The 21,963-nt window shown below is 70.6% G+C and carries 18 protein-coding genes and 1 riboswitch; all 18 genes read right to left on the reverse strand.

The window, feature by feature from the left end; all coding sequences use genetic code 11:
• Positions 1-214 precede the first annotated feature (214 nt).
• On the reverse strand, positions 215-1,975 hold the full coding sequence (locus tag ALLO2_RS01475; RefSeq protein WP_051874773.1) for a metallophosphoesterase family protein: 1,761 nt from the start codon (positions 1,973-1,975) through the stop codon (positions 215-217).
• A gap of 68 nt (positions 1,976-2,043) precedes the next feature.
• Positions 2,044-4,548: an ATP-dependent Clp protease ATP-binding subunit gene (locus tag ALLO2_RS01480; protein WP_035729136.1), complete on the reverse strand. Its 2,505-nt coding sequence runs from the start codon at positions 4,546-4,548 to the stop codon at positions 2,044-2,046.
• Between the two features lie 566 nt (positions 4,549-5,114).
• Positions 5,115-6,074 carry a (2Fe-2S)-binding protein gene (locus ALLO2_RS01485; RefSeq protein WP_023840666.1) on the reverse strand — a complete coding sequence of 320 codons (960 nt, stop codon included), beginning with the start codon at positions 6,072-6,074 and terminating at the stop codon, positions 5,115-5,117.
• Between the two features lie 223 nt (positions 6,075-6,297).
• On the reverse strand, positions 6,298-7,128 hold the full coding sequence (locus ALLO2_RS01490; RefSeq protein ID WP_023840667.1) for an SGNH/GDSL hydrolase family protein: 831 nt from the start codon (positions 7,126-7,128) through the stop codon (positions 6,298-6,300).
• Positions 7,129-7,417: 289 nt separating this feature from the next.
• Positions 7,418-8,170 carry a type III pantothenate kinase gene (locus tag ALLO2_RS01495; RefSeq protein ID WP_011438733.1) on the reverse strand — a complete coding sequence of 251 codons (753 nt, stop codon included), beginning with the start codon at positions 8,168-8,170 and terminating at the stop codon, positions 7,418-7,420.
• A complete protein-coding gene (gene nadC, locus ALLO2_RS01500) occupies positions 8,170-9,165 on the reverse strand; it encodes a carboxylating nicotinate-nucleotide diphosphorylase (protein ID WP_232234819.1) in 996 nt (331 codons plus the stop codon). The genes ALLO2_RS01495 and nadC overlap by 1 nt, the downstream gene beginning before the upstream one ends.
• 44 nt (positions 9,166-9,209) lie before the next feature.
• Positions 9,210-10,910, reverse strand: a complete 1,701-nt coding sequence (locus tag ALLO2_RS01505; protein WP_035729138.1) for an L-aspartate oxidase — start codon at positions 10,908-10,910, stop codon at positions 9,210-9,212.
• Positions 10,907-11,389: an aspartate 1-decarboxylase gene (gene panD / locus ALLO2_RS01510; protein ID WP_035729139.1), complete on the reverse strand. Its 483-nt coding sequence runs from the start codon at positions 11,387-11,389 to the stop codon at positions 10,907-10,909. The genes ALLO2_RS01505 and panD overlap by 4 nt, the downstream gene beginning before the upstream one ends.
• A gap of 2 nt (positions 11,390-11,391) precedes the next feature.
• Complete coding sequence (gene panC, locus ALLO2_RS01515; protein WP_035729141.1) at positions 11,392-12,537, reverse strand: pantoate--beta-alanine ligase; 1,146 nt, start codon at positions 12,535-12,537, stop codon at positions 11,392-11,394.
• 200 nt (positions 12,538-12,737) lie between these two features.
• Positions 12,738-13,139, reverse strand: a complete 402-nt coding sequence (locus tag ALLO2_RS01520; RefSeq protein WP_023840669.1) for a hypothetical protein — start codon at positions 13,137-13,139, stop codon at positions 12,738-12,740.
• Positions 13,140-13,246: 107 nt separating this feature from the next.
• The gene (locus tag ALLO2_RS01525) at positions 13,247-14,158 is read right to left on the reverse strand and encodes a phosphoribosylaminoimidazolesuccinocarboxamide synthase (RefSeq protein ID WP_011438727.1); all 912 of its coding nucleotides are present in this window, start codon (positions 14,156-14,158) and stop codon (positions 13,247-13,249) included.
• A 97-nt stretch (positions 14,159-14,255) separates the two neighbouring features.
• The gene (purB, locus tag ALLO2_RS01530) at positions 14,256-15,563 is read right to left on the reverse strand and encodes an adenylosuccinate lyase (protein WP_011438726.1); all 1,308 of its coding nucleotides are present in this window, start codon (positions 15,561-15,563) and stop codon (positions 14,256-14,258) included.
• On the reverse strand, positions 15,560-16,084 hold the full coding sequence (purE, locus tag ALLO2_RS01535) for a 5-(carboxyamino)imidazole ribonucleotide mutase (RefSeq protein WP_011438725.1): 525 nt from the start codon (positions 16,082-16,084) through the stop codon (positions 15,560-15,562). The genes purB and purE overlap by 4 nt, the downstream gene beginning before the upstream one ends.
• 3 nt (positions 16,085-16,087) lie before the next feature.
• The gene (gene purD, locus ALLO2_RS01540) at positions 16,088-17,398 is read right to left on the reverse strand and encodes a phosphoribosylamine--glycine ligase (RefSeq protein ID WP_011438724.1); all 1,311 of its coding nucleotides are present in this window, start codon (positions 17,396-17,398) and stop codon (positions 16,088-16,090) included.
• A gap of 338 nt (positions 17,399-17,736) precedes the next feature.
• Complete coding sequence (locus ALLO2_RS01550; RefSeq protein ID WP_369808115.1) at positions 17,737-18,576, reverse strand: hypothetical protein; 840 nt, start codon at positions 18,574-18,576, stop codon at positions 17,737-17,739.
• A 179-nt stretch (positions 18,577-18,755) separates the two neighbouring features.
• Positions 18,756-20,039 carry an adenylosuccinate synthase gene (locus tag ALLO2_RS01555; RefSeq protein WP_035729144.1) on the reverse strand — a complete coding sequence of 428 codons (1,284 nt, stop codon included), beginning with the start codon at positions 20,037-20,039 and terminating at the stop codon, positions 18,756-18,758.
• Positions 20,040-20,130: 91 nt separating this feature from the next.
• Positions 20,131-20,565, reverse strand: coding sequence for a DUF3151 domain-containing protein (locus ALLO2_RS01560; RefSeq protein ID WP_023840671.1), 435 nt, complete (start codon positions 20,563-20,565; stop codon positions 20,131-20,133).
• 85 nt (positions 20,566-20,650) lie between these two features.
• Positions 20,651-21,370: a transglycosylase family protein gene (locus ALLO2_RS01565; protein ID WP_035729145.1), complete on the reverse strand. Its 720-nt coding sequence runs from the start codon at positions 21,368-21,370 to the stop codon at positions 20,651-20,653.
• 2 nt (positions 21,371-21,372) lie between these two features.
• Positions 21,373-21,562, reverse strand: a riboswitch (cyclic di-AMP (ydaO/yuaA leader).
• Positions 21,563-21,963: the final 401 nt, after the last annotated feature.

The raw sequence follows: 21,963 nt of genomic DNA on the forward strand, positions 1-21,963 counted from the left end.
TCCGGCGCCAATAATCCGACGGATCTCACAGCGAGTGACGCTATCCCGGGGGCGGATCTGACGTTGAATACCGTCACACGATGCGAGCGGTGAACGGTCTTCGGTCGAGATCGAGGTTGTCATGGTCGTGGCACGATTCCTGAGCTCCCGCCGGAAGGGCGATCAGAACCGGCCCGCTTCGCACCGTCCGACGGCTTCTCGGTCGGGTGGCCGGTCAGGTGGTGGGCACGGCCGCGTCGGCGCGTGGCCGGACGAGGGTGAACCGGTCGAACGGGACCGGCGTCGGTGCACTGGAGTCGTACACGGTCACCCGGATGCTCGTCGAGCCGCCCGGTTCACCTGGATCCACCTCGAAAGCCGCGAAGGCGTATGGATGCTCCGGTGCCCGGAAGGCGAGCCAGGGCGCGTCCTCTCTCGCCCGGACCGATTGGCGATGCCACCGGCCGGGATCCTGTTCGTGCACGCCGACGATGACCCAGCAGGCGGGTGGATCGAACAGTGCGTGCGCGGACGGCGACGAGGATCCTCCGGTGCCCACGAGCAGGTGGACGGTGCCCGCCGAGGTGTCGAGCAGGTCACCGGCCCCGTCACCGGCCGCGGCGCCCGCTCCGTCAGCGGTCTTCCGGGCGGGCGTCGTCGCGCCGGGGGNCGGGCGGGGAGTCCGGGTCGCGCTGTCCGGCACGACCCCGCGCAGCGGATGAGTGCGCTCGTAGTGGTGCTCGTGGCCGCAGAGCACCAGATCCACCTCGTAGGTGTCGAACAACGGCAGCCATTCTTCCCGGATACCGAGGTCGGCGCCGTTGTGCTCCACCGCGGTCGACACCGCGGCGTGGTGCATGCCGACGACGATCCAGTCGATACCGGGATCGGCGCGGGCCTGTTTGAGGGTCTGTCTCAACCAGGAGGTCTGCCGGCCGGCGCTGTACCCATGGAGGTAGACCCGCCCGCTGTCCTGATAGCAGACGTCGGCGGCGCTGAGCATGACGAACCGCACGCCGCCGACGGTGAACGCGTACCAGAGCCCGGCGAGGTAGGCCTCCTCGTCGTGCTGGGGAAGGGCGAAGTAGGTCTGGTAGGCGGCGAGCCCCAGAGCTCCGTTGCCCCGCTCGGTCTCATGGTTGCCGTTGCAGGGCATCCACGGCCGGAACCGGGCGGAGGCGCTGATCATCGCGAACCAGTCGAACCAGGCGCGAACCGGATCCGTGCGCTGGTTTGCGTACGACAGGTCACCGTTCGCGAGGTTGAACAGTGGCGCGAGGCGTTCCACTCCGGTTATCACGTGGCGTGACGCAGCCGAGCCGTACGGATCGTGCGGCTCGTCGGTGCCCTGGTCGCCGAAGCAGGTGAAGCTGAAGGCGGCCCGATGCCGCGGAGCCGTGCGGAACGACCCGTGGGCCAAGCCCCAGCGCCCGTCATGACCCACGTCATAGCGGTAGTCGGCAGCCGGCAGGAGCCCGGACAGGTGCGCATGGTGGGCGAAGACCACCTCGTTCGTCAGGGCGTCCGTGTAGGAACGGGTGAGCGCGGTCACCGAGCCGGTAGATCCGCCAGCCGCCGGACCGAACCGTACCTGGGGCCGAGGGACGGCCGTTCGGGTCAGCCACGAGACGACCATGGACGTGGCGGGATCGGAGCCGAAGGTCAGGTGAACGCCGAGCGCGACGTCGGGACTACCAGTCACCAGCGGAGCTCTCCCGTTCGCCGAACCAGCAGTCCGAATCGTCCTCGGGGCGATGAAGTTGTGCCTGTGCTCGTGCCTGCGCCGGCAACCGGACCCGATCTCGCCGGATGCCCCGGCCGGCAAGGTGGTTACCCGGTGGCTGACATTTTCCCATATTCTGTTACCGGTCGCCGATCGAGCGGTGCGACCGAGCGATGTGTGAGAGAACGAACGTGTTCCAGCTCTGGAGCGACCAGCCCGGCTACGCGGCCGAGACTGCGATGGCCGGAGCAGCCGCGGGGCTACTCCGGCCATCGCGTCCGGCCCTCGCCGGGTCACCGGACTGGCCGCCTCCCGGGAGGCGGCACGGAATTCCCGACCGCCTACTCGCTGGACTTGGCCAGATCGACCGGCGGGGCATCGGGCACCTGGTTCGGCTTCGCCTCGCCGCGGAAGACGAACTTCGCCTCGTCACCGTCGCCTTCGACATCCCCGACGACGATCTCGCCCGGCTTGAGCGTGCCGTAGAGGATCTTCTCGGACAGGACGTCCTCGATCTCCCGCTGGATCGTCCGGCGCAGTGGCCGGGCACCCAGCACCGGGTCGTACCCCTTCTTCGCCAGAAGCGCCTTGGCGGCCGACGTCAACTCGAGAGCCATGTCCTTGTTCTTGAGCTGGGCGTCCACCCGGGCCAGCATGAGATCGACGATCTGGATGATTTCGGCCTCGGACAGCTGGTGGAAGACGATGATGTCGTCGATCCGGTTGAGGAACTCGGGCCGGAAGTGCTGCTTGAGCTCGTCCTGGACCTTCGCCTTCATCCGCTCGTAGTCGACGGCGCCTTGGCCGGTGGCGAAGCCGATGCCGGGGCCCTTGGAGATGTCCCGGGTGCCCAGGTTCGACGTCATGATCAGGACGGTGTTCTTGAAGTCGACCAGCCGGCCCTGGGAGTCGGTCAGGCGACCATCCTCCAGGATCTGCAGCAGCGTGTTGAAGACGTCGGGGTGGGCCTTCTCGACCTCGTCGAACAGGACCACCGAGAACGGCTTGCGCCGGACCCGTTCGGTGAGCTGGCCGCCCTCCTCGTAGCCGACGTAGCCGGGCGGGGAACCCACCAGCCGCGAGACGGTGTGCTTCTCCATGTACTCGGACATGTCGAGCTGGATGAGCGCGTCCTCGTCGCCGAAGAGGAACTCGGCGAGCGTCTTGGACAGCTCGGTCTTACCGACACCGGACGGGCCGGCGAAGATGAACGAGCCGCCGGGGCGCTTCGGGTCCTTCAGCCCGGCGCGGGTGCGCCGGATCGCCTGGGAGACGGCCTTGATGGCCTGCTGCTGGCCGATGACGCGCTTGTGCAGCTCGTCCTCCATGCGCAGGAGGCGCGCGGTCTCCTCCTCGGTGAGCTTGAAGACCGGGATGCCCGTCCAGATCGCGAGCACCTCGGCGATCTCCTCGTCGCCCACCTCGGCGACGACGTCCATGTCGCCGGCCTTCCACTCCTTCTCCCGCTTGGCCTTCTCGGAGAGGAGGGTCTTCTCCTTGTCCCGCAGGGACGCAGCCTTCTCGAAGTCCTGCGCGTCGATCGCGGACTCCTTGTCCCGGCGGACGGCGGCGATGCGCTCGTCGAACTCGCGCAGGTCCGGCGGGGCGGTCATCCGACGGATGCGCATCCGCGAACCCGCCTCGTCGATCAGGTCGATCGCCTTGTCCGGCAGGAACCGGTCGGAGATGTAACGGTCGGCCAGGGAGGCCGCCGCCACCAGGGCGGCATCGGTGATCGAGACGCGGTGATGCGCCTCGTACCGGTCCCGCAGCCCNTTGAGGATCTCGATCGTGTGCNCCNCCGNCGGCNCCGCGNCCTGGATCGGCTGGAACCGCCGCTCAAGAGCGGCGTCCTTCTCCAGGTGCTTGCGGTACTCGTCGAGCGTGGTCGCGCCGATGGTCTGCAACTCACCCCGGGCGAGCATGGGCTTGAGGATCGACGCCGCGTCGATGGCACCCTCGGCCGCGCCCGCGCCGACCAACGTGTGCAGCTCGTCGATGAACAGGATGATGTCGCCGCGGGTCCGGATCTCCTTGAGGACCTTCTTCAGCCGCTCCTCGAAGTCACCGCGGTAGCGGGAACCGGCGACCAGAGCGCCGAGGTCGAGGGTGTAGAGCTGCTTGTCCTTCAGGGTCTCGGGCACCTCGCCCTTGATGATCGCCTGCGCCAGCCCCTCGACCACGGCGGTCTTGCCGACGCCGGGCTCGCCGATGAGGACGGGGTTGTTCTTGGTGCGGCGCGACAGCACCTGCATGACGCGCTCGATCTCCTTCTCGCGCCCGATGACCGGGTCGAGCTTGGACTCGCGCGCCGCCGCGGTGAGGTTGCGGCCGAACTGGTCGAGCACCAGGGAGGTGGACGGGGTCCCCTCGGCGGGCGCGCCGGACGTGGCGGTCTCGCCCTTGCCCTGGTAACCGGACAGCAGCTGGATGACCTGCTGCCGCACCCGGTTGAGGTCCGCACCCAGCTTGACGAGCACCTGAGCGGCGACACCCTCGCCCTCGCGGATCAGGCCCAACAGGATGTGCTCGGTGCCGATGTAGTTGTGACCGAGCTGCAGCGCCTCCCGAAGCGACAGCTCCAGGACCTTCTTCGCGCGCGGCGTGAACGGGATGTGCCCGCTCGGTGCCTGCTGCCCCTGGCCGATGATCTCTTCGACCTGTGACCGCACACCCTCAAGGGAGATGCCGAGGGACTCGAGAGCCTTGGCGGCGACGCCCTCGCCCTCGTGGATCAGGCCGAGCAGGATGTGCTCGGTCCCGATGTAGTTGTGGTTGAGCATCCTGGCCTCTTCTTGGGCCAGGACGACGACCCGACGTGCCCGGTCGGTGAATCTCTCGAACATGTGCGCTCCTTCGAGCTGCGACCGACCACACGACAGCCGGTATCCGCATGCTAGCTCCGCCGAGGCATGTCCTCACGCATCNAACANAANCCTACCCGCCGGCACCGCCCACATCGTCGTGGGCGGCGGACCGGCGCAAGTGCCGGCCGTCCAGCGGAGACGTCTAATGCAACCGTGGCCGACCAGCCATGACTCCGTCACGTCGTTCCGCCAAGAGCAGAACGACGCCACCCGCTTCGCGACGCCACCCGCTTCGCGACGCCACCCGCTTCGCGACGCCACCCGCTTCGCGACGCCACCCGCTTCGCGACGTCTCCGGTCGGACGTACGGTGCGGCGGGACGCGCCAGGCGGTGCGTCCCACCTCGGTGAGCCTCCTCACCGATGCTACCGACGGTAGTGGATGAGGAGGTGCATCTTGTTGTGATTCAACTCACATGTATATCGTTTTGCGTTGTCAATGTTACTCATTGTCGTCGCCCTGGGGAGTTTCGGCGACGGATCTTGCTTGCATCTCGCGAGTAACTACTTTACGTGCGCATACTCGGGCTGTACTTCGGGTGGCTCTCAGACCGCAAGGCCTCCATTGCCCTGCGTGTCGATCCAGGCGCGCAGCCGTTCCTCGCGATCCTGGTCACCAGTAAAGGGACACGAGGTGCAGTAGTCGTCACCAAGCCGGTAGGCCAGGCAGCACGACCCACGGCGTATGCCGGTGTACCGTCGGCCGTGGTGGACGAACTCGTGCCAACGGGGCCGGGCCCGGATGGTGGGCGTGGCCCGGGAGAAGAAGGCGTCGGCCTCCACTCGGCCGAGGTGGGGATCGCCGGTCGCGCGCTCGGTCAGCAGGAAGGCGCGGGCGCACTGCGCGGCCACCGCNCCCCACAGCGCCGGAAGGCCGAGCCGGACCCGTCCCCGCAGCTCCTCGACGAACGGTTGGAGATGCGCGAGCACCTCCTCGACCAGGCGACCGCGCAACGCGGCGACGTCCCCGACCACGCCGATCCGGGCATTCATCCCGTCTCCGGCGGTGGCGCCCCCCGCGATCGGGTCATCCGCCAGGACGGTCATGGCCGGTCGGTGGAACGCGGTCTGGTCGAACCAGCCGCCGTCGAGGACGCGCAGGGACATCGTCGCCGGGGTCAGGGCCGGCACCCGGTGCAGGAGGACGAAACAGGCGATGGCCGGGGCGGCGACGTTCGCCGAGTACCAGTTCGCCAGGTAGCTCGCGGCGACCTCCGGGCTGGCGCCGTGCGTGTCGCCCACCCGGGCCAAGGCCTCGGCCACGCCTGCTGGCCCGGTCAGGAAGGCACAGTCGGCCCAGCCCGGGCCGTCCGGCATCCCGAACTGCACACCGCGTGGCTCCAGCACCTCGGCGAGGTCCCGCAGGCTCGCCTCGAACGGCGGTTCGGCGCACTGAACGGTACCCCCGGAGAATTCCGGCGCCGTCCCCTCGGGGGCCACCTCCCTGGAAGGCGCCGCCGGGGACGCCGCCGAGCCGGTGCGGCGTTCGTTCACCGACTGCTTCACTGCCGGGACCGGGAGGTGTGTCGCGGCTGGGCCGGGCGTAGCTGTGCCAGGGTGCGGGATCTCCCGCGGAGTGGCGTGAGCGTGAGCATGAGCATAACTTTAAGTAAGCCTAACTTCATGTCTGGCGTCAACTGGAGTCGCCATCAGTGCTATGCCCACGAGTCATCGGGTCGGCATCATGAGTGGTTCGACATCGCGCGGTTGCCGGGATGGTCGGCCCGCGTCACCAGCTGTCCATGGCGAGATGGCGCTGGACGGCCTCGGCGATGGCCTGCTGCCCGTGCATGGTGGGGTGCGCGCTCAGATCACGTGTCGGTCCGAACAGATTGACCGGAGCCACCCACGGGTCCGGTGTGCAGATTTCGTGACCGCGTAGCACCCGATCCGTCGAGACGAACTCCACTCCCGCATCCGACGCGGCTTTTCTGATGACCCGGTCGAGCTGTCTGTTCAGCCTCGTCAGCTGTCGACGTTCCCTGTTGGTCAGCCAGGTACAGATGTTGTTGAGTTGGTTGTCCGGAAATATGTAGGGATAGCCGACCACGATGATCCGCGAATGCGGGGCGGCGGCCTTCACCGCCGTGTAGTTGGCGCTCAGGACACCCGGGAGTTCCTTGGTGACAAGATCGCGCTCGCGGCGGTCGTTGCCATCCCAGAAGCATCTCCACGCATAACAACTGAAGATGACTCTGCCGAATCCGGCATCGTTGCCGCCGATGGTGATGGTGACGACGTCCGGGGCCCGGCCCAGTGCACGTAGCTGGGCCAGCTGGGGTTTCTCGCCCTTGAATGACTCGTGTAGGGCGCCGGTGGTGGCTCCGGAACACGCGGCGAACAGCGAGACGGTGACCCCCGATCCCATACCGCCCAGTAGTCGTGGCCAGGCCTGGCTGCTCCGCCGGCACCGGGGGGCCAGCGAGTCGAAGGGGGGATTGCCCTCTCCCGAGGAGTAGGAGTCGCCCAGCACGGCCAGGGTACGGGGCTGCGGACCGGCCGAAGCCGGATCATTCCAACCGTATGTAATCGGAACCGCGGCGAACAAGAATGCTGCCATCGCGGTGACAAGAAAGGGATGAGTGAAGTATCCGCTGCCGGGATGTGACGATACGCCGGGTTGTGTTCCCGAGATTCGGTCCCGCATGGCACGGAATCGTAACCGAGTCGCGGGAGGGCGGTCCGTNGAACCCGGTGGCTGTCGCTCGGCAGAGTCGGTTGCCTAATCCGCTGGACCGGCCGAAGCCCCGGAGATGCACGATCGTCGTAATTAGCCTGGTCGCCGTAAGGCAGCCCGAACGAGCCCGAACGAGCCCGGTCGGGATCGGTCGGGATCGGTCGGGACCGGATCAGATATTCTTCTCGAAGACGAGACGCAGGCCGATGAGTGTCAGATGGGGCTCGTGACGGTCAAGGGTCTCACTTTCCTTGATGACCACGGACGCGAGACCCCCGGTGGCGATCGCCACCGCATCCGTGTCCAGCTCGGCCCGGATGCGGCGTACCAGGCCGTCCACCTGGCCGGCGACGCCGTAGATCATGCCAGACTGGAGTGCCTCGACCGTGCTCTTGCCGATGACGGAACGTGGCGCGACCAGTTCCACCTTACGGAGCTGGGCCGCCCGGGACGCGAGTGCGTCCAGCGCGATCTCGATGCCCGGTGCGAAGATTCCGCCGATGAACTCGCCGCGTGCCGAGACGATGTCCAGGTTCGTCGAGGTGCCGAAGTCGACGACGATCGCCGGCCCGCCGTAGAGGTGGTGCGCGGCGAGTGTGTTCATGATGCGGTCCGCGCCGGCTTCCTTCGGATTGTCGATGAGGATGGGAACCCCGGTCCGCGTCCCCGGTTCGACGATGACGACCGGGATGTCGTGGAAGGCCCGGACCACCATCCGGCGCAGCGCTCGAAGCGCGGCGGGAACGGTTGAGCAGATCGAGACACCGGTGACCTGGTACTCGCCGAGCAGGCCGCGGTAGAGAAGCACCAGTTCGTCCGCGGTCGCCTGCGGGTCGGTGCGCACCCGCCAGGAGTCGGCGAGGTGTTCACCCTCGAACACGCCGACGACGGTGTTGGTGTTACCGACGTCGATGGCGAGCAGCATCAGGATTCCTCCACGATCAGATCCTCGATCGGTGGGCCCGCGGTGGCCGATCCCGGGCGATGATCGGGGTCCAGGGCGAGATCGAGGCCGAGGTCGAGAGCGGGCGCCGAATGGGTCAGGGCGCCGACGGCGAGATAGTCGACGCCGACGGCTGCCACCGCCGCCGCCGTTCGCAGGGTCAGGCCGCCGCTCGCCTCGAGCCGCACCCCGGCCGGACGGGCGAGCTGGACCGCGGCTCGCAGGTCCGCCAGCGACATATTGTCGCAGAGGATGAGATCACATCCGGCATCGACGGCCTCCGCGACCTGGTCGACGGTGTCGCATTCGACCTCGACGGGCAGCCCGGGGAACCGTGCCCGCNCCGCGGCGAACGCCGCCGCCACGCCGCCCGCCGCGACCACGTGGTTGTCCTTGATCAGGGCTGCGTCCGTCAACGACATGCGGTGGTTCACCCCGCCCCCGCAGCGCACCGCGTACTTCTCCAGCGCGCGCAGGCCGGGTAGCGTCTTGCGGGTGTCGCGGATCATCGCGCCGGTGCCGGCGACCGCGTCGACCCAGGCCCGCGTCAGGGTGGCGATCCCGGACAGGTGGCACAGCAGGTTCAGCGCGGTACGTTCGGCGGTGAGCAGGCCGCGGACCGGCCCGTTGACGTAGGCCACCGTGGTACCCGGCGGGACAGGGTCGCCGTCGCGAGCGGTCAGGGTGACGGTCGCGGCCGGCCCGAGCAGGCTCTCGAAGACGGCGGCGGCGACCGGCAGGCCGGCGACGACGCCCGCGGCCCGCGAGACGATGGCGCCGTGCCCGACGAGAGCGGGGTCGACCGTCGCCTCGGAGGTCGCGTCGACCGCGCCGATCTGGCCGGTCACCTCGTTCTCCTCCCAGACCGGGAGGTCCTCCACGAGCGCGCGGCCGACCAGGGCCACCACCCCGTCCGGGTCGAGGCCGGCCGAGGCGAGGGCACTGCGGGTGGCGGGCGAGAGCCGTCCGCCGGGCACACCGGCGGAACCGGGCCCGCAGACGGAGCCGGGCGCGGAACCGCTCACCGCGAGCCGCGCATGGGCTCGACGTCCACGATCAGTTCCCCTTCTGGATTGAGCCGGGTGAGGATCCGGCCGAGCCAGTGTTCGTCGTCCCGCTCACCGAAGTCCTCTCGCCAATGGGACCCGCGGGTCTCCGTCCGGCTGGCGGCGGCGGCGGCGAGGGCCGTCGCAACCGTGCGCAGGTTGGTCATCTCCCAGGCCGGCGGCCCGGCCGTGACCGTCGCCCCGCTGACCCGCAGGTCCCCGAGACCGGCCAGTACCTTCGCCGTCGCCCGCAGGCTGTCCGCGCTGCGCAGCACCCCGGCACCGTCGGTCATCGCGCGCGCGAGCTCCGCGCGTTCGGCGGGGTCGGTCAGACCACTGCCGCGACCGACCACCGGCGCGGCGGGGATGGCGACGCGGNGCCGGCCGCCGGGCGCTGTGCCGGCCAGGTGCTCCGCGATGCGTGCGGCGAAGACCAGCCCCTCCAGCAGGCTGTTCGACGCGAGCCGGTTGGCGCCGTGCACCCCGGTGCAGGCCNCCNCCCCGCAGGCGTACAGGCCGGCCACGCTCGTGCGGCCCCACAGATCCGTGCGCACCCCGCCGCTGGCGTAGTGGGCGGCCGGCGCGACGGGGATCGGCCTGGCGACCGGATCGATGCCGGCGGACCGGCAGCGCGCGGTGATCGAGGGAAACCGCCGCTCGATGGTCGCCGCGCCCAGCCCCCGGGCGTCCAGGAACAGGTGATCGACCCCCTGGGCCGCCATGACCCGCGACATCTGCTTGGCGACGACGTCGCGCGGCGCGAGGTCGGCCAGCCGATGGACGCCCGCCATCACCCGTTCGCCGGCCGCGTCGACGAGAACGGCACCCTCCCCCCGCATGGCCTCGCTGACCAGTGGCTGCTGGCCCCCGAGCAGTTCGGCGACGGCGCCCGGCCTGGACGGGGGTAGCCACAGGGCGGTCGGGTGGAACTGGACGAACTCCAGGTCCGCGACGACGGCGCCCGCGCGCAGAGCCAGCGCCACCCCGTCCCCGGTGGAGACGCCGGGATTGGTCGTCGACGCGAAGATCTNCCCCANCCCGCCGGTCGCCAGGACCACCGCGCCCGCCGTCACCGCGCCGACGCCGTCCCGGCTGCCCTCCCCCAGCACGTGCAGGGTAGCGCCGGCGGCCCGGCCGTCGGAGTCGAGCAGCAGGTCGAGGACCAGGGCGTGTTCGATGACCTCGATGCTCTCATCGGCCCGGACGGCGGTGATCAGGGCGCGTTCCACCTCCAGGCCGGTGGCGTCCCCACCCGCATGGATGATGCGGTTGCGCAGATGGCCGCCCTCCCGAGTGAGGGCGAACGAGCCGTCGGTGGTCCGATCGAACCGGGCGCCGAGCTCGGCGAGCTCACGCACCCGCGCCGGTCCGTCGCGGACCAGCACTCGGGCTGCGTCCTCGTCGCACAGCCCGACGCCGGCGACCAGGGTGTCGGCAAGATGATCATCGGGCGAGTCCTCCGCGGCGAGCGCGGCGGCGATCCCACCCTGCGCCCACCGGGTCGACCCGGCGTCGAGGTGCGCCTTGGTCACCAGCAGCACCCGGGCGGCGGGCAGCGCCCGGCGCAGGTGCAGGACCGTCGTGAGCCCGGCGATGCCCGAACCGATGACGACGACGTCCGCGGCGCGCATCCATCCCGGGCGGGGCGCGCCGAGCCGGCAAGGTAGCACGGTCACTGCGTAGCCATGGCCGATCGGACCGCCGCCGCGGCTGTGGGTACCGGGATGTCGACCGGGATGTCGACCGGGATGTCGCCACGCAGGCTCGACGGGTCGCCGGGGAGCGGTTCGGCCGGGTCGTCGCCGTGCCCGATGATCCGGTTTGCCGCGTCGACGAACAGCACCTTCGGGACGTGCCGGCGCGCCTCGGCGTCGTCCATGAGCCCGTACGCAATGATGATCACTAGGTCGCCCGGCTGGACCAGGCGCGCCGCGGCACCNTTAATNCCGATGANCCCGCTTCCCGCCGGTCCCGCGATGGCGTACGTCTCCAGCCGGGCGCCGTTGTTGATGTCGACGATCGTGACCTGCTCGCCAGGCAGCAGGTCGGCGGCGGCCAGCAGGTCCGCGTCGATCGTCACGGAGCCCACGTAGTGCAGATCGGCCTGGGTGACCGTGGCACGGTGGATCTTGGCGGTGAGCATGGTGCGCAACACGGTCAGGCTCCCGGGTGATCGCGGTCGGCGGGACGGTCCGGTCGGGGGGTGACGGCGGGGGATCCGGCTGATGCCGGAGTTCCGGTGGGGGCCGGCGCCGGGGATTCCGGAGGCAGGACGAGATCGATGTTGTCGATCAGGCGGGTGGTGCCCACCCGGGCGGCGACGAGTAGCAGGGCGGGACCGCTCCGGACCGGACGTAGATCGTCGGGGCTGGCCAGGGCGAGGTAGTCCACGTCCACCCCGTCCGCGGCGGCCAGAACCTCCCGCGCGGTCGCGAGCACGGTGTCCCGCCCGCCCGCCTGGGCCCGTGCCCCGGCGGCGAGCGCTCGGGACAGCGCGAGCGCGCTGCGCCGCTGGTCGGGGGTCAGGTAGACGTTCCGGCTCGACATCGCGAGGCCGTCGGGCTCGCGCACGGTCTCCACGCCGATCACGGTGACGTCGAAGGCGAGGTCCGCGACCATCCGGCGGATGCAGACCAGCTGCTGGGCGTCCTTGCGCCCGAAGAACGCCAGGTCCGGACGGACCAGGTGGAGCATGGTCCCCACCAGGGTCAGCATCCCATCGAAATGGCCCGGACGGGCGGCGCCTTCAAGCAGCTCACCGAGCGGCCCGGCCTGCAACCGGACGAGCGGCGGCGGGTCGTGGATCGCCCGGGGGACGAAGACGAGATCGACCCCCTCCCCCGCGCACACGTCGAGATCGGCGGCCAGGGTGCGCGGGTACCGGTCGAGATCCTCACCCGCGCCGAACTGCAGCGGATTAACGTAGATCGTGGCAACCACCTGGTCCGCCTGGGCCCGGGCGGCGCGCAACAGCGAGGCGTGGCCCTCGTGCAGCGCTCCCATTGTCATGACGACGGCCCTGGTCGGGCGCGGGTGCCCGGCTGCCGCCCGAGTGGGCGCGTCGTCCGGCGCGGGCGGACCGCCCTCACCCCGCCGGGCGATGTTGGCCTGCCGGTCGAGCGCGGCGAGCCCGGCGCGCAGCTCGGCCCGGTCTCTGGCCAGGACGGGACGGGACGAGCCGGGGAGCGTGCTGGGCCGGGCGGAGGGGGCAATGCTCCTTGCGGAGGGGACCGTGGCGGTGGCCGCCTGATCGCGGGATTCCGTCGATGGGCGGCCGGGCGTGGNGGAGGAAACAGTAGTCATGATCCGTTCCAGTCCTCGGATGGGGTACCGGACGTCGTTGGCAACTGTAACTCGGCTGCAATGGTTGCCGCCCTCCCCTGTGAGCTGGGCTTCGTTCGGGCGATCGTCCCGAACGAAGCCCTCTGCTCACGCCGGAAGGTGCAATTTGTTGCTTTATGACGTTATGCGCCACTTCGTGGGGGCGGCGAGTCCACCGGAGTTCAGGCCCCGGCGTGCGTGGGCTCAGCCCGCTCAGGGGCCTCGGCCTCCTCGGGGGAGGAGGGCGTGGGGGCTCCTGGGCGGGTGTGCTGCGCGACGTAGGTGCCGGCGGCGATCGCCGCCGCGACCGGCCATTCGATGATTGAGGCCGCGGCGAGCCCGCCGAGTCCCAGGTAGTAGGCGCTCTTGCCCAGTGACGGCCACTGCATGCTCGTACCTCGTCCAACCTCGAACCGCGACGTGAGTAGCGGTGCCCGGACCGTGAAGGTGCGTGTGCCAGACGACCGCTCGGGGCCCGTGGGCGCGGCCGGCTGCTGCTGGTCCCGCTCAGGGGCAGAGGTGTCCGTGTCCTCCCGGTGCGGCTGTGGCCGTGCCCGTGGCGGGGTGTCCGTCTTCGTGGCCATGGCAGCTCACCTCTCTCGATATCTCGATCTCCTTCTAGGAGAGAACCTAAGATGAACTTATAGTACCCAGAAGATAACTTCTCGTGTTGTTCGCGGTGCGAGCGCGGTCAGACGGTGGACAGGTAGTCCTTGAAGGAGATGCCGGTCAGCCGCTCGTAGGCCTCCACGTAACGGACCCGGGTCGCCTCGACAACGTCCGCGGGCAGCTCCGGCCCCGGCGCGGTCCTGTCCCAGCCGGTACTCGTCAGATAGTCACGGATGTACTGCTTGTCGAAGGACGGCTGGGAGGCCCCGGGCCGCCAGGTGTCCTCCGGCCAGAACCGGGACGAGTCAGGGGTCAGGACCTCGTCGGCGAGCCGCAGCGTGCCCTGGGTGTCATGACCGAACTCGAACTTGGTGTCAGCGAGCAGGATGCCGCGCTCGGCTGCGAGGACACTGGCCCGGCCGAAGATCTGCAGGGTCAGCCGCTCGAGCTCGGCGGCAAGCTCGGTGCCGATCCGGCCGGCCGCGTCGGCCCGGCTGATGTTCTCGTCGTGCTCACCGATCGGCGCCTTCGTGGACGGCGTGTAGATCGGTGCCGGCAGCTTGCTGCCGTCCACCAGCCCGGTGGGTAGGGGATGCCCGCTGACCGCGCCGGTGCGCTGGTAGTCCTTCAGCCCGCTGCCGGTCAGATAACCACGGGCGACGCACTCGATCTGCACCATGTTCAGGCGTCGGCACAGCATCGACCGGCCACGCAGCTGCTCCGTGTACGGAGTGAGCTCGGCCGGGTACTCGTCGACGTTCGAACTGACGACGTGGGACGGGACCAGGTCGGCGAGCTGGTCGAACCACCACAGCGAAAGCCCGGTGAGAACGGCTCCCTTGTCGGGAATCTCGGTCGGTAGGACCACGTCGAACGCCGAGATGCGGTCGCTGGCGACCAGCAGCACGGCGTCGTCCCCGACCGCGAACAGCTCCCGGACCTTGCCCGAACCCAGGTGGGTGAGTCCGGCGAATTCCTCATGTGTCAGCGGCATAGACAGACCGTACCCAGGGAGAACAACAGCACCTGCCGGCCGGGGCACCGCGCCATGCCTGCGCGGCTGCGCGGCGGGTCAGGTGCGGGGGTGCGGGTCAGGTGAGGGCCGCCAGGGCGTCGAAGACCGAGCCGAGGCGCTCGGTGTAGCGCTCGGGCCGGCTCACCTCGTTGAGCCTGGCCTCGTCCAGGGGCAGGCCGCGGTCGCCGGCGTGCTTGCGCAGCGTTTCCCAAAACGGCACGCCGGTCTGCCAGGTCTCCATCGCCGCCGCCTGGGTGACAGCGTAGGCGTCCTCGCGGGACAGCCCCGTCTCGACGAGTTCGAGCAGCACCGCCGAGGTGTAGACCAGCCCGCCCGTGGCATCGAGGTTCGCCCGCATCCGTGCGGTGTCCACGACCAGCCCGGTGACCAGCCGGGTCGTCAGGTGCAGCAGGTAGTCGACGCCGGTGGCGGCATCCGGCAGCGCGATGCGCTCGGTGGAGGAGTGGGAGATGTCGCGCTCGTGCCACAGCGGCACGCCCTCCAGCACCGGGACGTACTGCGCCCGGACGATCCGGGCGAGCCCGGCGATGCGCTCCGACATGATCGGGTTCTTCTTGTGGGGCATCGCGGAGGAGCCCTTCTGCCCGGAGCCGAACGGCTCGGACAGCTCCCGGACCTCCGTGCGCTGGCCGTGCCGGACCTCCAGGGCGACCGCCTCGCAGACGGTCGCGAGCCCGGCCAGCGCCGCGACCCAGGAGGCGATGCCGTCGCGCAGCACGACCTGGGTGGCCACCGGGGCCGCGGTGAGGCCCAGCTTGTCGGCCACGTAGGCCTCGACGTCGGGGTCGATGTTGGAGTACGTCCCGACCGCGCCGGAGATCTTGGCGACGGCCACGTCCGCGCGGGCCGCGCGCAGCCGGTCGCGGCAGCGGGCGAGCCCGAACGCCAGGTCCGCGACGCGGTGCCCGAACACCGTCGGCTCGCCGTGGATGCCGTGCGTCCGGCCGACCCGCAGGGTGTTCCGGTGGGCCAGGCCGAGGTCGCGCAGCGCGGCGACGAGAATGTCCGCCCGGGCGAGCAGCAGGTCGGTCGACTCGACCAGCTGCAGCGCGAGCGCCGTGTCGAGCAGGTCGGAGGAGGTCATGCCGAAGTGCACGTAGGCGGCGGCGGACCGGGGTTCGGTGCGGTCGGCCCAGGCGGTCAGGAAGGCGATGACGTCATGCTGGGTGACGGCCTCCACCTCGGCGACGGCTTCGGGCGTCGGAGCGGGGGCGGCCCGGACCGGCTCGATGGAATCGGCGGGGATGCGGCCCGCGGCGGCGTGCGCCTCCATGACCAGCACCTCGACGCGACACCACAGCTCGTACTTGTGCGCCTCCGACCACACCCGGCCCATCTCCGCCAGGGTGTACCGGCCGATCATGGCTGGCTGCCGGCCGCGGCCGCCGCGCTCAGCCCGTCCGCCGCGGCCTGCTCGAACTCGTCCTTGAACGCGGCCAGCTTCAGCCCCAGATCGGGATCGGCCAGCGCCAGGATCTGGATCGCCAGGATCGCCGCGTTCGTCGAGTTGTTCAGACCCACGGTCGCGACCGGGACGCCCGGCGGCATCTGCGCGATGGCGAGCAGCGAGTCCATGCCGTCCAGCGCCCCGCCGGAGATCGGCACGCCGATTACCGGCAGCGTGGTGAGGGCCGCAATGGTGCCGGGCAGCGCGGCGGCCAGGCCTGCCCCGGCGATNACCACCGAGATGTCGCGGGCCCGTAGCTGACCCACGTAGTCGGCGAGGGTGCGCGGCGCGCGGTGCGCCGACAGCGACACCTGCTCGTAGGGCACACCGAAGCGTTCCAGAGTGGCGCCGGCCTTGCTCATGGTCTGGGTGTCCGACGGTGATCCGAAGACGATCGCCACCTGGGGATGATCCGGCCCGGGGGTGCTCTGCGACACGGTCTACTCCTTCTTTCTATGTCCTGCGGGATCCTCGCCGGACGCGACGTCCGTTCGACGGACGTCGGCCGCGTGGCGCATCCGGGACGGATCTCCGATGTCGGTGCGGTAATGGGCGCCGGGCAGCGAGATGCGGCTGACGGCCTCGTAGGCCGATCCTCGCGCGGACTCCAGGTTGGAGCCGATGGCCGTGACGGACAGCACACGGCCGCCGGCCGAGACGACCCGACCATCCGGCTCCCTGCGGGTACCGGCGTGCAGGATGTCGACGCCGGCCAGCGCGCCGGCGGCGGCGAGCCCGCGGATCGGGTCGCCGAGCCTGGGGGCCGCCGGATAGCCGTGCGCGGCGACGACGACGCTGATCGCCGCGCCGGAGCGCCACACCGGTGCCCGCCGGCCGGAGAGCACGTCCGTCAACGGCGTCGTGAGCAGGGCGAGGATGGCCTGCACCTCGGGGTCACCGAAGCGCACGTTGAACTCCACCACCCGCGGCCCGCGGGTGGTCAGCGCGAGCCCGGCGTAGAGCAGACCGGTGAACGGGGTGCCGCGCCGGGCCATCTCGGCCACCGTCGGCCGGATCACCGTGGTGACGATCTTCGCCGGCAGGCCATGCGAGGCCCAGGGCAGCGGGGTGTACGCGCCCATCCCCCCGGTGTTCGGGCCGGTGTCGCCGTCGCCGACCCGTTTGTGATCCTGTGCCGGCAGCATCGGGAGGACCGCGCCGGACTCGGTCACCACGGCGAACAGGGAGACCTCGGGCCCGTCGAGGTACTCCTCGAGGACAACCCGGTCGTCCGGTCCGCGCAGGCTCGCGCGGACCGCGGCGACGGCCGCGTCGCGATCCTCGGTCACCGTGACGCCCTTGCCGGCGGCGAGCCCGTCGTACTTCACCACGTACGGTGGCCCGAAGACGTCCAGGTCGGCCAGGGCGGGCTCGATCTCGGTGTGGTCGCGAGAGGCCGCCGTGGGCACCCCGGCGGCGCGCATGACCTCCTTGGCGAACGCCTTGCTGCCCTCCAGCCGGGCCGCGGCCGCGCTCGGGCCGAAGACCGCGAGACCGCGGGCGCGTATCTCGTCGGCGGCCCCGGTTACCAACGGCATCTCCGGACCGATGACGGTGAGGTCCGCGCCGACCGCCTCAGCAAGGTCGGCGACGGCGTCCGGGTCAGCGACGTCGAGCGGGCGGGGCTCGGCGAGCTCGGCGGTTCCGGCGTTTCCGGGCGCGCAGACCAGCGAGCCGACCCGGGGATCGCGGGCGAGCGCCCGGCACAGCGCGTGTTCACGGCCGCCGGAGCCGACAACAAGAATCTTCATCAGTTCACCTCGCGACGCAAGCAGCGGCCCGGTGCGCGGCGGCGAATTCCCGGTAATGCCGGCGGAGCGGGCCGCGTCGCCGCCACGGCCGTGCGCGGGGGACGCGAGGGTCGGTGGCGGCCGTCACCGGTTGTCCCTGGCGCGCGGCGCCGGGACGGAGATCCGGACCGGGCGCGGGTGCCATCGCGAACCGGCGAACCCCGTCTGGGGCATCGCGTCGTCGCAGTTCGGTCGGGTCACGGTTCCACAGTAGCGGGTGTGCTGATCATCGTGCGCGTCGTGCCCGGTCGGTGCCGGTGACTCCCGGCCGATCACCTGGGACGATCCGCGCTGAGCGACTACAGCCCGACACCCGACCGCCAGAGCAGGTGGGCCATGCCGTGCACCAGGTGCAGCGCGCAGCGGCGTGCGTCCACCTCGGCCATGCCCGCGACGATGGCGGCGGCGTCGACCGGCCAGACCCGGACCTCCCGGCCGAGCACGGTCAGCGGGGCGGGATCGTCGCGGCCTTCGAAGGCGCGCCCACCCGGTTCGACGAACAGGTGCAGCGACCGCCCCGCAGCCGGGAAGTTCTCGCAGCGCCAGTACAGCAGCGGCCACGCCTGCAGCCGTTCCCGCCGTCCCGGCCAACGCCGGCGGCGACCGGGGTCAACGGCCGCCTCACCCGCGTCCGCCCGGTCCGCCCGGTCCGCCCGATCCGCCCGGTCCGCCCGATCCGCCGGGTCGGCCCGGGCCGCCGGGTCCGTGACCGCCCGTGTCGCCCGTGTCGCCCCGCCCTCGCTCAGGTCCAGCGCGGGCAGCGGCCGCCCGGCACGGTACCGCGCCGGCGCGCGGTGCGGCGCGGTGCGGGTCGCCCGCACCGTGACCGGTGGTACCAGGTGTTCGGCCGCGCAGAAGTCCAGGAAGTCACGGATCTGGGCGTCGACGTGACTGGCGACGGCCGCGGCGCGTTCGAGCCGCTGTGCCTCGGCCCGCTTCGAGCTCCGGATGGCGTGGCTGCCCCGCAGCAGCACGTCGGTCAGGGTCTGCGGCAGAGCCTCGCCGGTGGGGGAGAACCCGACCGGCCAGGCGTCGGAGTCGGTCGGGTGCAGGTAACCGCGTCTCACGGCTGGTGGCCAACGGGCCGGTTGCGGGGCTTCGGCCGGTTCCGGCAGCGACAGCGGTGTCCGCCCGGGGATGGAAGGATCGTCATCCGACGGCCGGGACCTGACAACGGCCACCGCCACCACCCCCGGACGTCATTGCTTTGCGTGACCGCCCAAGCGTCGACGGTAATGCTTCCGGGTGCAACCGGAACCGACCGGATCTCGGCCCGCGCCGGGCGGGATCAGATCAGGTCCGTTCCGGACCAGTCGTTTCAGACCAGGTCATTGATGACGAGCGTCTGGNCCCGCCNGGGACCGACGCCGACCGCCGACACCGGGGCGCCGGAGAACTCCTCCAACGCCCTGATGTAGTCCTTCGCGGCGCCGGGCAGGTCGGCGAACGACCGGACGTCGGAGATGTCCTCGTGCCAGCCGGGCAGGTCGGTGTAGATCGGCTTGGCGTGGTGGAACTCGGTCTGGGTCATGGGCATCTCGTCAACCCGTTCGCCGCCGAGGTCGTAGCCGACGCAGATGGGCACCCGGTCGAAGCCCGACAGGACGTCCAGTTTGGTGAGGAAAAGGTCGGTCAGGCCGTTGACCCGCACCGCGTAGCGGGCGATTACGGCGTCGAACCAGCCGGTGCGCCGCGCCCGGCCGGTCGNCACGCCNANCNCCCCGCCGATGCGGCGCAGCTCCTCTCCGACCTTGTCGTCCAGTTCGGTGGGGAAGGGGCCGGCGCCGACCCGGGTCGTGTAGGCCTTGATGATGCCGATCACCCGACTGATCCTCGTCGGGCCGATGCCGGCGCCGGTGGCCGCGTAGCCGGCGGTCGGGTTCGATGACGTGACGAACGGGTAGGTGCCGTGGTCGACGTCGAGGAGGGTGCCCTGGGAGCCTTCGAGCAGCACGACCTTGCCCGCGCGCAGCGCCCGGTCGAGGATCAGACCGGTGTCGGCGATGTGGGGTTGCAGGCGTTTCGCGTAGTCGGCGTACTCCTCGACCACCTCGTCGAGCTCGATCCGGCGCCGGTTGTAGACCTTGGCCAGGACCTGGTTCTTCTCCCGTAGCACCAGTTCGAGCTTCTTGTGGAAGATGCCCGGGTCGAGGAGATCCTGCACTCTGATGCCCGTACGGGCAACCTTGTCGCCGTAGGTGGGACCGATGCCGCGACCGGTGGTACCGATCCGCGCCTTGCCCAGGTAACGCTCGATGACCCGGTCCAGCGCCCGGTGATGGGGCATGATCAGATGGGCGTTCGCGCTGATCAGGAGCCGGGAGACGTCGATGCCGCGGGCGGTGAGCCCGTCCATCTCGGCCAGCAGCACGCCCGGGTCGATGACGACCCCGTTGCCGATCACGGGAACGCAGTCGGCCCGCAGCATGCCACTGGGAATCAGGTGGAGCGCGTAACTCTCCGCCCCGATGACCACGGTGTGGCCGGCGTTGTTGCCACCCTGGTACCGGACGACGTAATCGACGGCGCCGCCCAGGAGGTCGGTCGCCTTTCCTTTTCCCTCGTCGCCCCACTGGGCACCGATGAGGACAAGAGCAGGCACCGGGCGAGGTTACTAGGGATGGCGGGGTCGTGGGGCCGGCTGCGGCATCCTCGCTGGTCTCCACCACCGACGCGGCCTGATGAACTCACTGTCAGGTGAAGCCGAGCTCACTGGCAGCGACGGAATCGCTGTCGGCCAGGAACGTCCGGCAGCGGGTGGCCTCCTCGGCCTCCCCGATGGCCGCGGCCGCCCGACCGAGAGCGGCGAGCGAACGCAGGAACCCGCGGTTGGGTTCGTGTGACCAGGGGATCGGCCCGTTGCCCTTCCAGCCCGAGCGGCGCAGGGCGTCGAGGCCGCGGTGATAGCCCGTGCGGGCGTAGGCATAGGCCTCGACGGGTCGTCCGCCGGTGAGCGCGAGCTCGGCGAGCGCGGCCCAAGGCACGCTGAACGCGGGCAGCCGGGCGGCGACGGCATCCGGCGGATCACCGGCGACCAGCGCATCGGTCGCGGCCGCGTCGGAGGGCAGGAGCGTCGGCGGCGGACCGGAGAGCAGGTTGGGCTTTCCCGAGGTGGACGGCGTCGTCATGAGTGCATCCTGCCCGACGACCGGCCGCACACGTCATGGAGGTCACCCCGGACGCGCTTGCCCTGCGCGCACGGTGACCGGTCGGTCAGGCCCTGACGCTGACGTTCCACAGATTCTGGCCGACGACCCCGGGTTGACCGTCGCTCACCCGGGTGAGGTACGAGTACAGCGCGGCGATGCCCTGCGACTGCGGTCCGAACTTGCCGTCGACGGTGAGTACGAAGCCCTTCTGACGCATCCTGTCCTGCCAGACGAAGGCGTCCGGGCGAACGTCGTCGCTGAGGGACGCGTCGAGGACCGTGCCCCTGAACGAGCCGTCCCCCATCTCCCGGCGGGCCCGGTCCAGCGTCATGGGGGGTTCCACCGGGGTGATGGCCTGCTGGATGACGTCACCGGAGCCGCCCGGGACACTGGCCGGGCCGTTGTTGNTCAGGCCCATCTTGACCGAGCAGGACGGCCATGGCTGCCAGCCCCGCTGGTTGTAGAGCTTCGCGGCCGCCTCGTCCTGCGTGGCGGGCGATGCCTGGTACGGGCGGCCGGAGTACCCGAGCCCGNGCCAGGTCTGGTCGTCGAACTGGTAGGCACCGGAGAAGCCGTTGCCGGTGTTGACCGCGTAGTTGCCGCCGGACTCGCATTGGCGGAGCTTGGCGAAGTCGTCGGAGGTGGCCGCGCCCGCCGGAGCCGCGGTGACCGCGAGGCCGCTGCCGACGATGGCCGTGACCGCGCCGGTGGTGCGCAGGATGCGACCGGCGGGCGATGGGGCCTGCGGTGCTCGATGTCTGCCGCCACGACGCCCAGAGGGCATGTCAGTCCAATCCCGTCGCCTGCGGGGTGAGCTGTCGGGTGCGGGCTGGGATGGCCCGGCCGGAGGATCCGACCCCGGGTGGGAANCGCTCTCCACCATGGGCCGGGACGCACCGGCTTTACCCCAAGGACGCCGCTTGCGGCGCCCGAAATGTGGGTCCCCCACTCCTGCCCGCTGCGGTCGATGTTCGTTCCGGCCGCTCGTACGGGGGCAGGACTCGGCGTCCGTCCGGGCGGCCTCGCCGACGAGGCGAGTGAGCGGCACTCTAGCGAGAACCGCTCATGGAGCGCAAACCGGGGTGGTCCGGAGTAACCAGTGAGGATCGCGCGAATCGTGCCACTTCCATACAGGTTCCGCAGGTGGCTCGCTGGTCCTGCTGTTCCTCGTCGGCCTTGCCGAAGATCGGCTCTGCCGAAGATCGGCCCTGCCGGAGGCCGGTCAGGGTGCGGTCCTGGTGATGCTGGTGGTGGGTTGTACGGGCCGGCCCGTACGGGCCGTCAACCGGAGATCGTCCGGAGACAGGTCGGGCCAGCCCGTCGTCGAGGTGAGATCCCCTGACCGGTGTCGCCGGGGTGGGATGTCCGGTTCCCGCG

The organism is Frankia sp. Allo2 (assembly GCF_000733325.1).
Lineage (GTDB): Bacteria > Actinomycetota > Actinomycetes > Frankiales > Frankiaceae > Frankia > Frankia casuarinae.

What these genes read in the sequence shown, in the direction of transcription:
- ALLO2_RS01525 (WP_011438727.1), bottom strand. Translation starts at nt 14,158, where the DNA reads ATGCCGCTGACACATGAGGAATTCGCCGGACTCACCCACCTGGGTTCG.
- purB (WP_011438726.1), bottom strand. Translation starts at nt 15,563, where the DNA reads ATGATCGGCCGGTACACCCTGGCGGAGATGGGCCGGGTGTGGTCGGAG.
- ALLO2_RS01520 (WP_023840669.1), bottom strand. Translation starts at nt 13,139, where the DNA reads ATGGCCACGAAGACGGACACCCCGCCACGGGCACGGCCACAGCCGCAC.
- ALLO2_RS01495 (WP_011438733.1), bottom strand. Translation starts at nt 8,170, where the DNA reads ATGCTGCTCGCCATCGACGTCGGTAACACCAACACCGTCGTCGGCGTG.
- ALLO2_RS01560 (WP_023840671.1), bottom strand. Translation starts at nt 20,565, where the DNA reads ATGACGACGCCGTCCACCTCGGGAAAGCCCAACCTGCTCTCCGGTCCG.
- ALLO2_RS01490 (WP_023840667.1), bottom strand. Translation starts at nt 7,128, where the DNA reads ATGGCAGCATTCTTGTTCGCCGCGGTTCCGATTACATACGGTTGGAAT.
- purD (WP_011438724.1), bottom strand. Translation starts at nt 17,398, where the DNA reads ATGAAGATTCTTGTTGTCGGCTCCGGCGGCCGTGAACACGCGCTGTGC.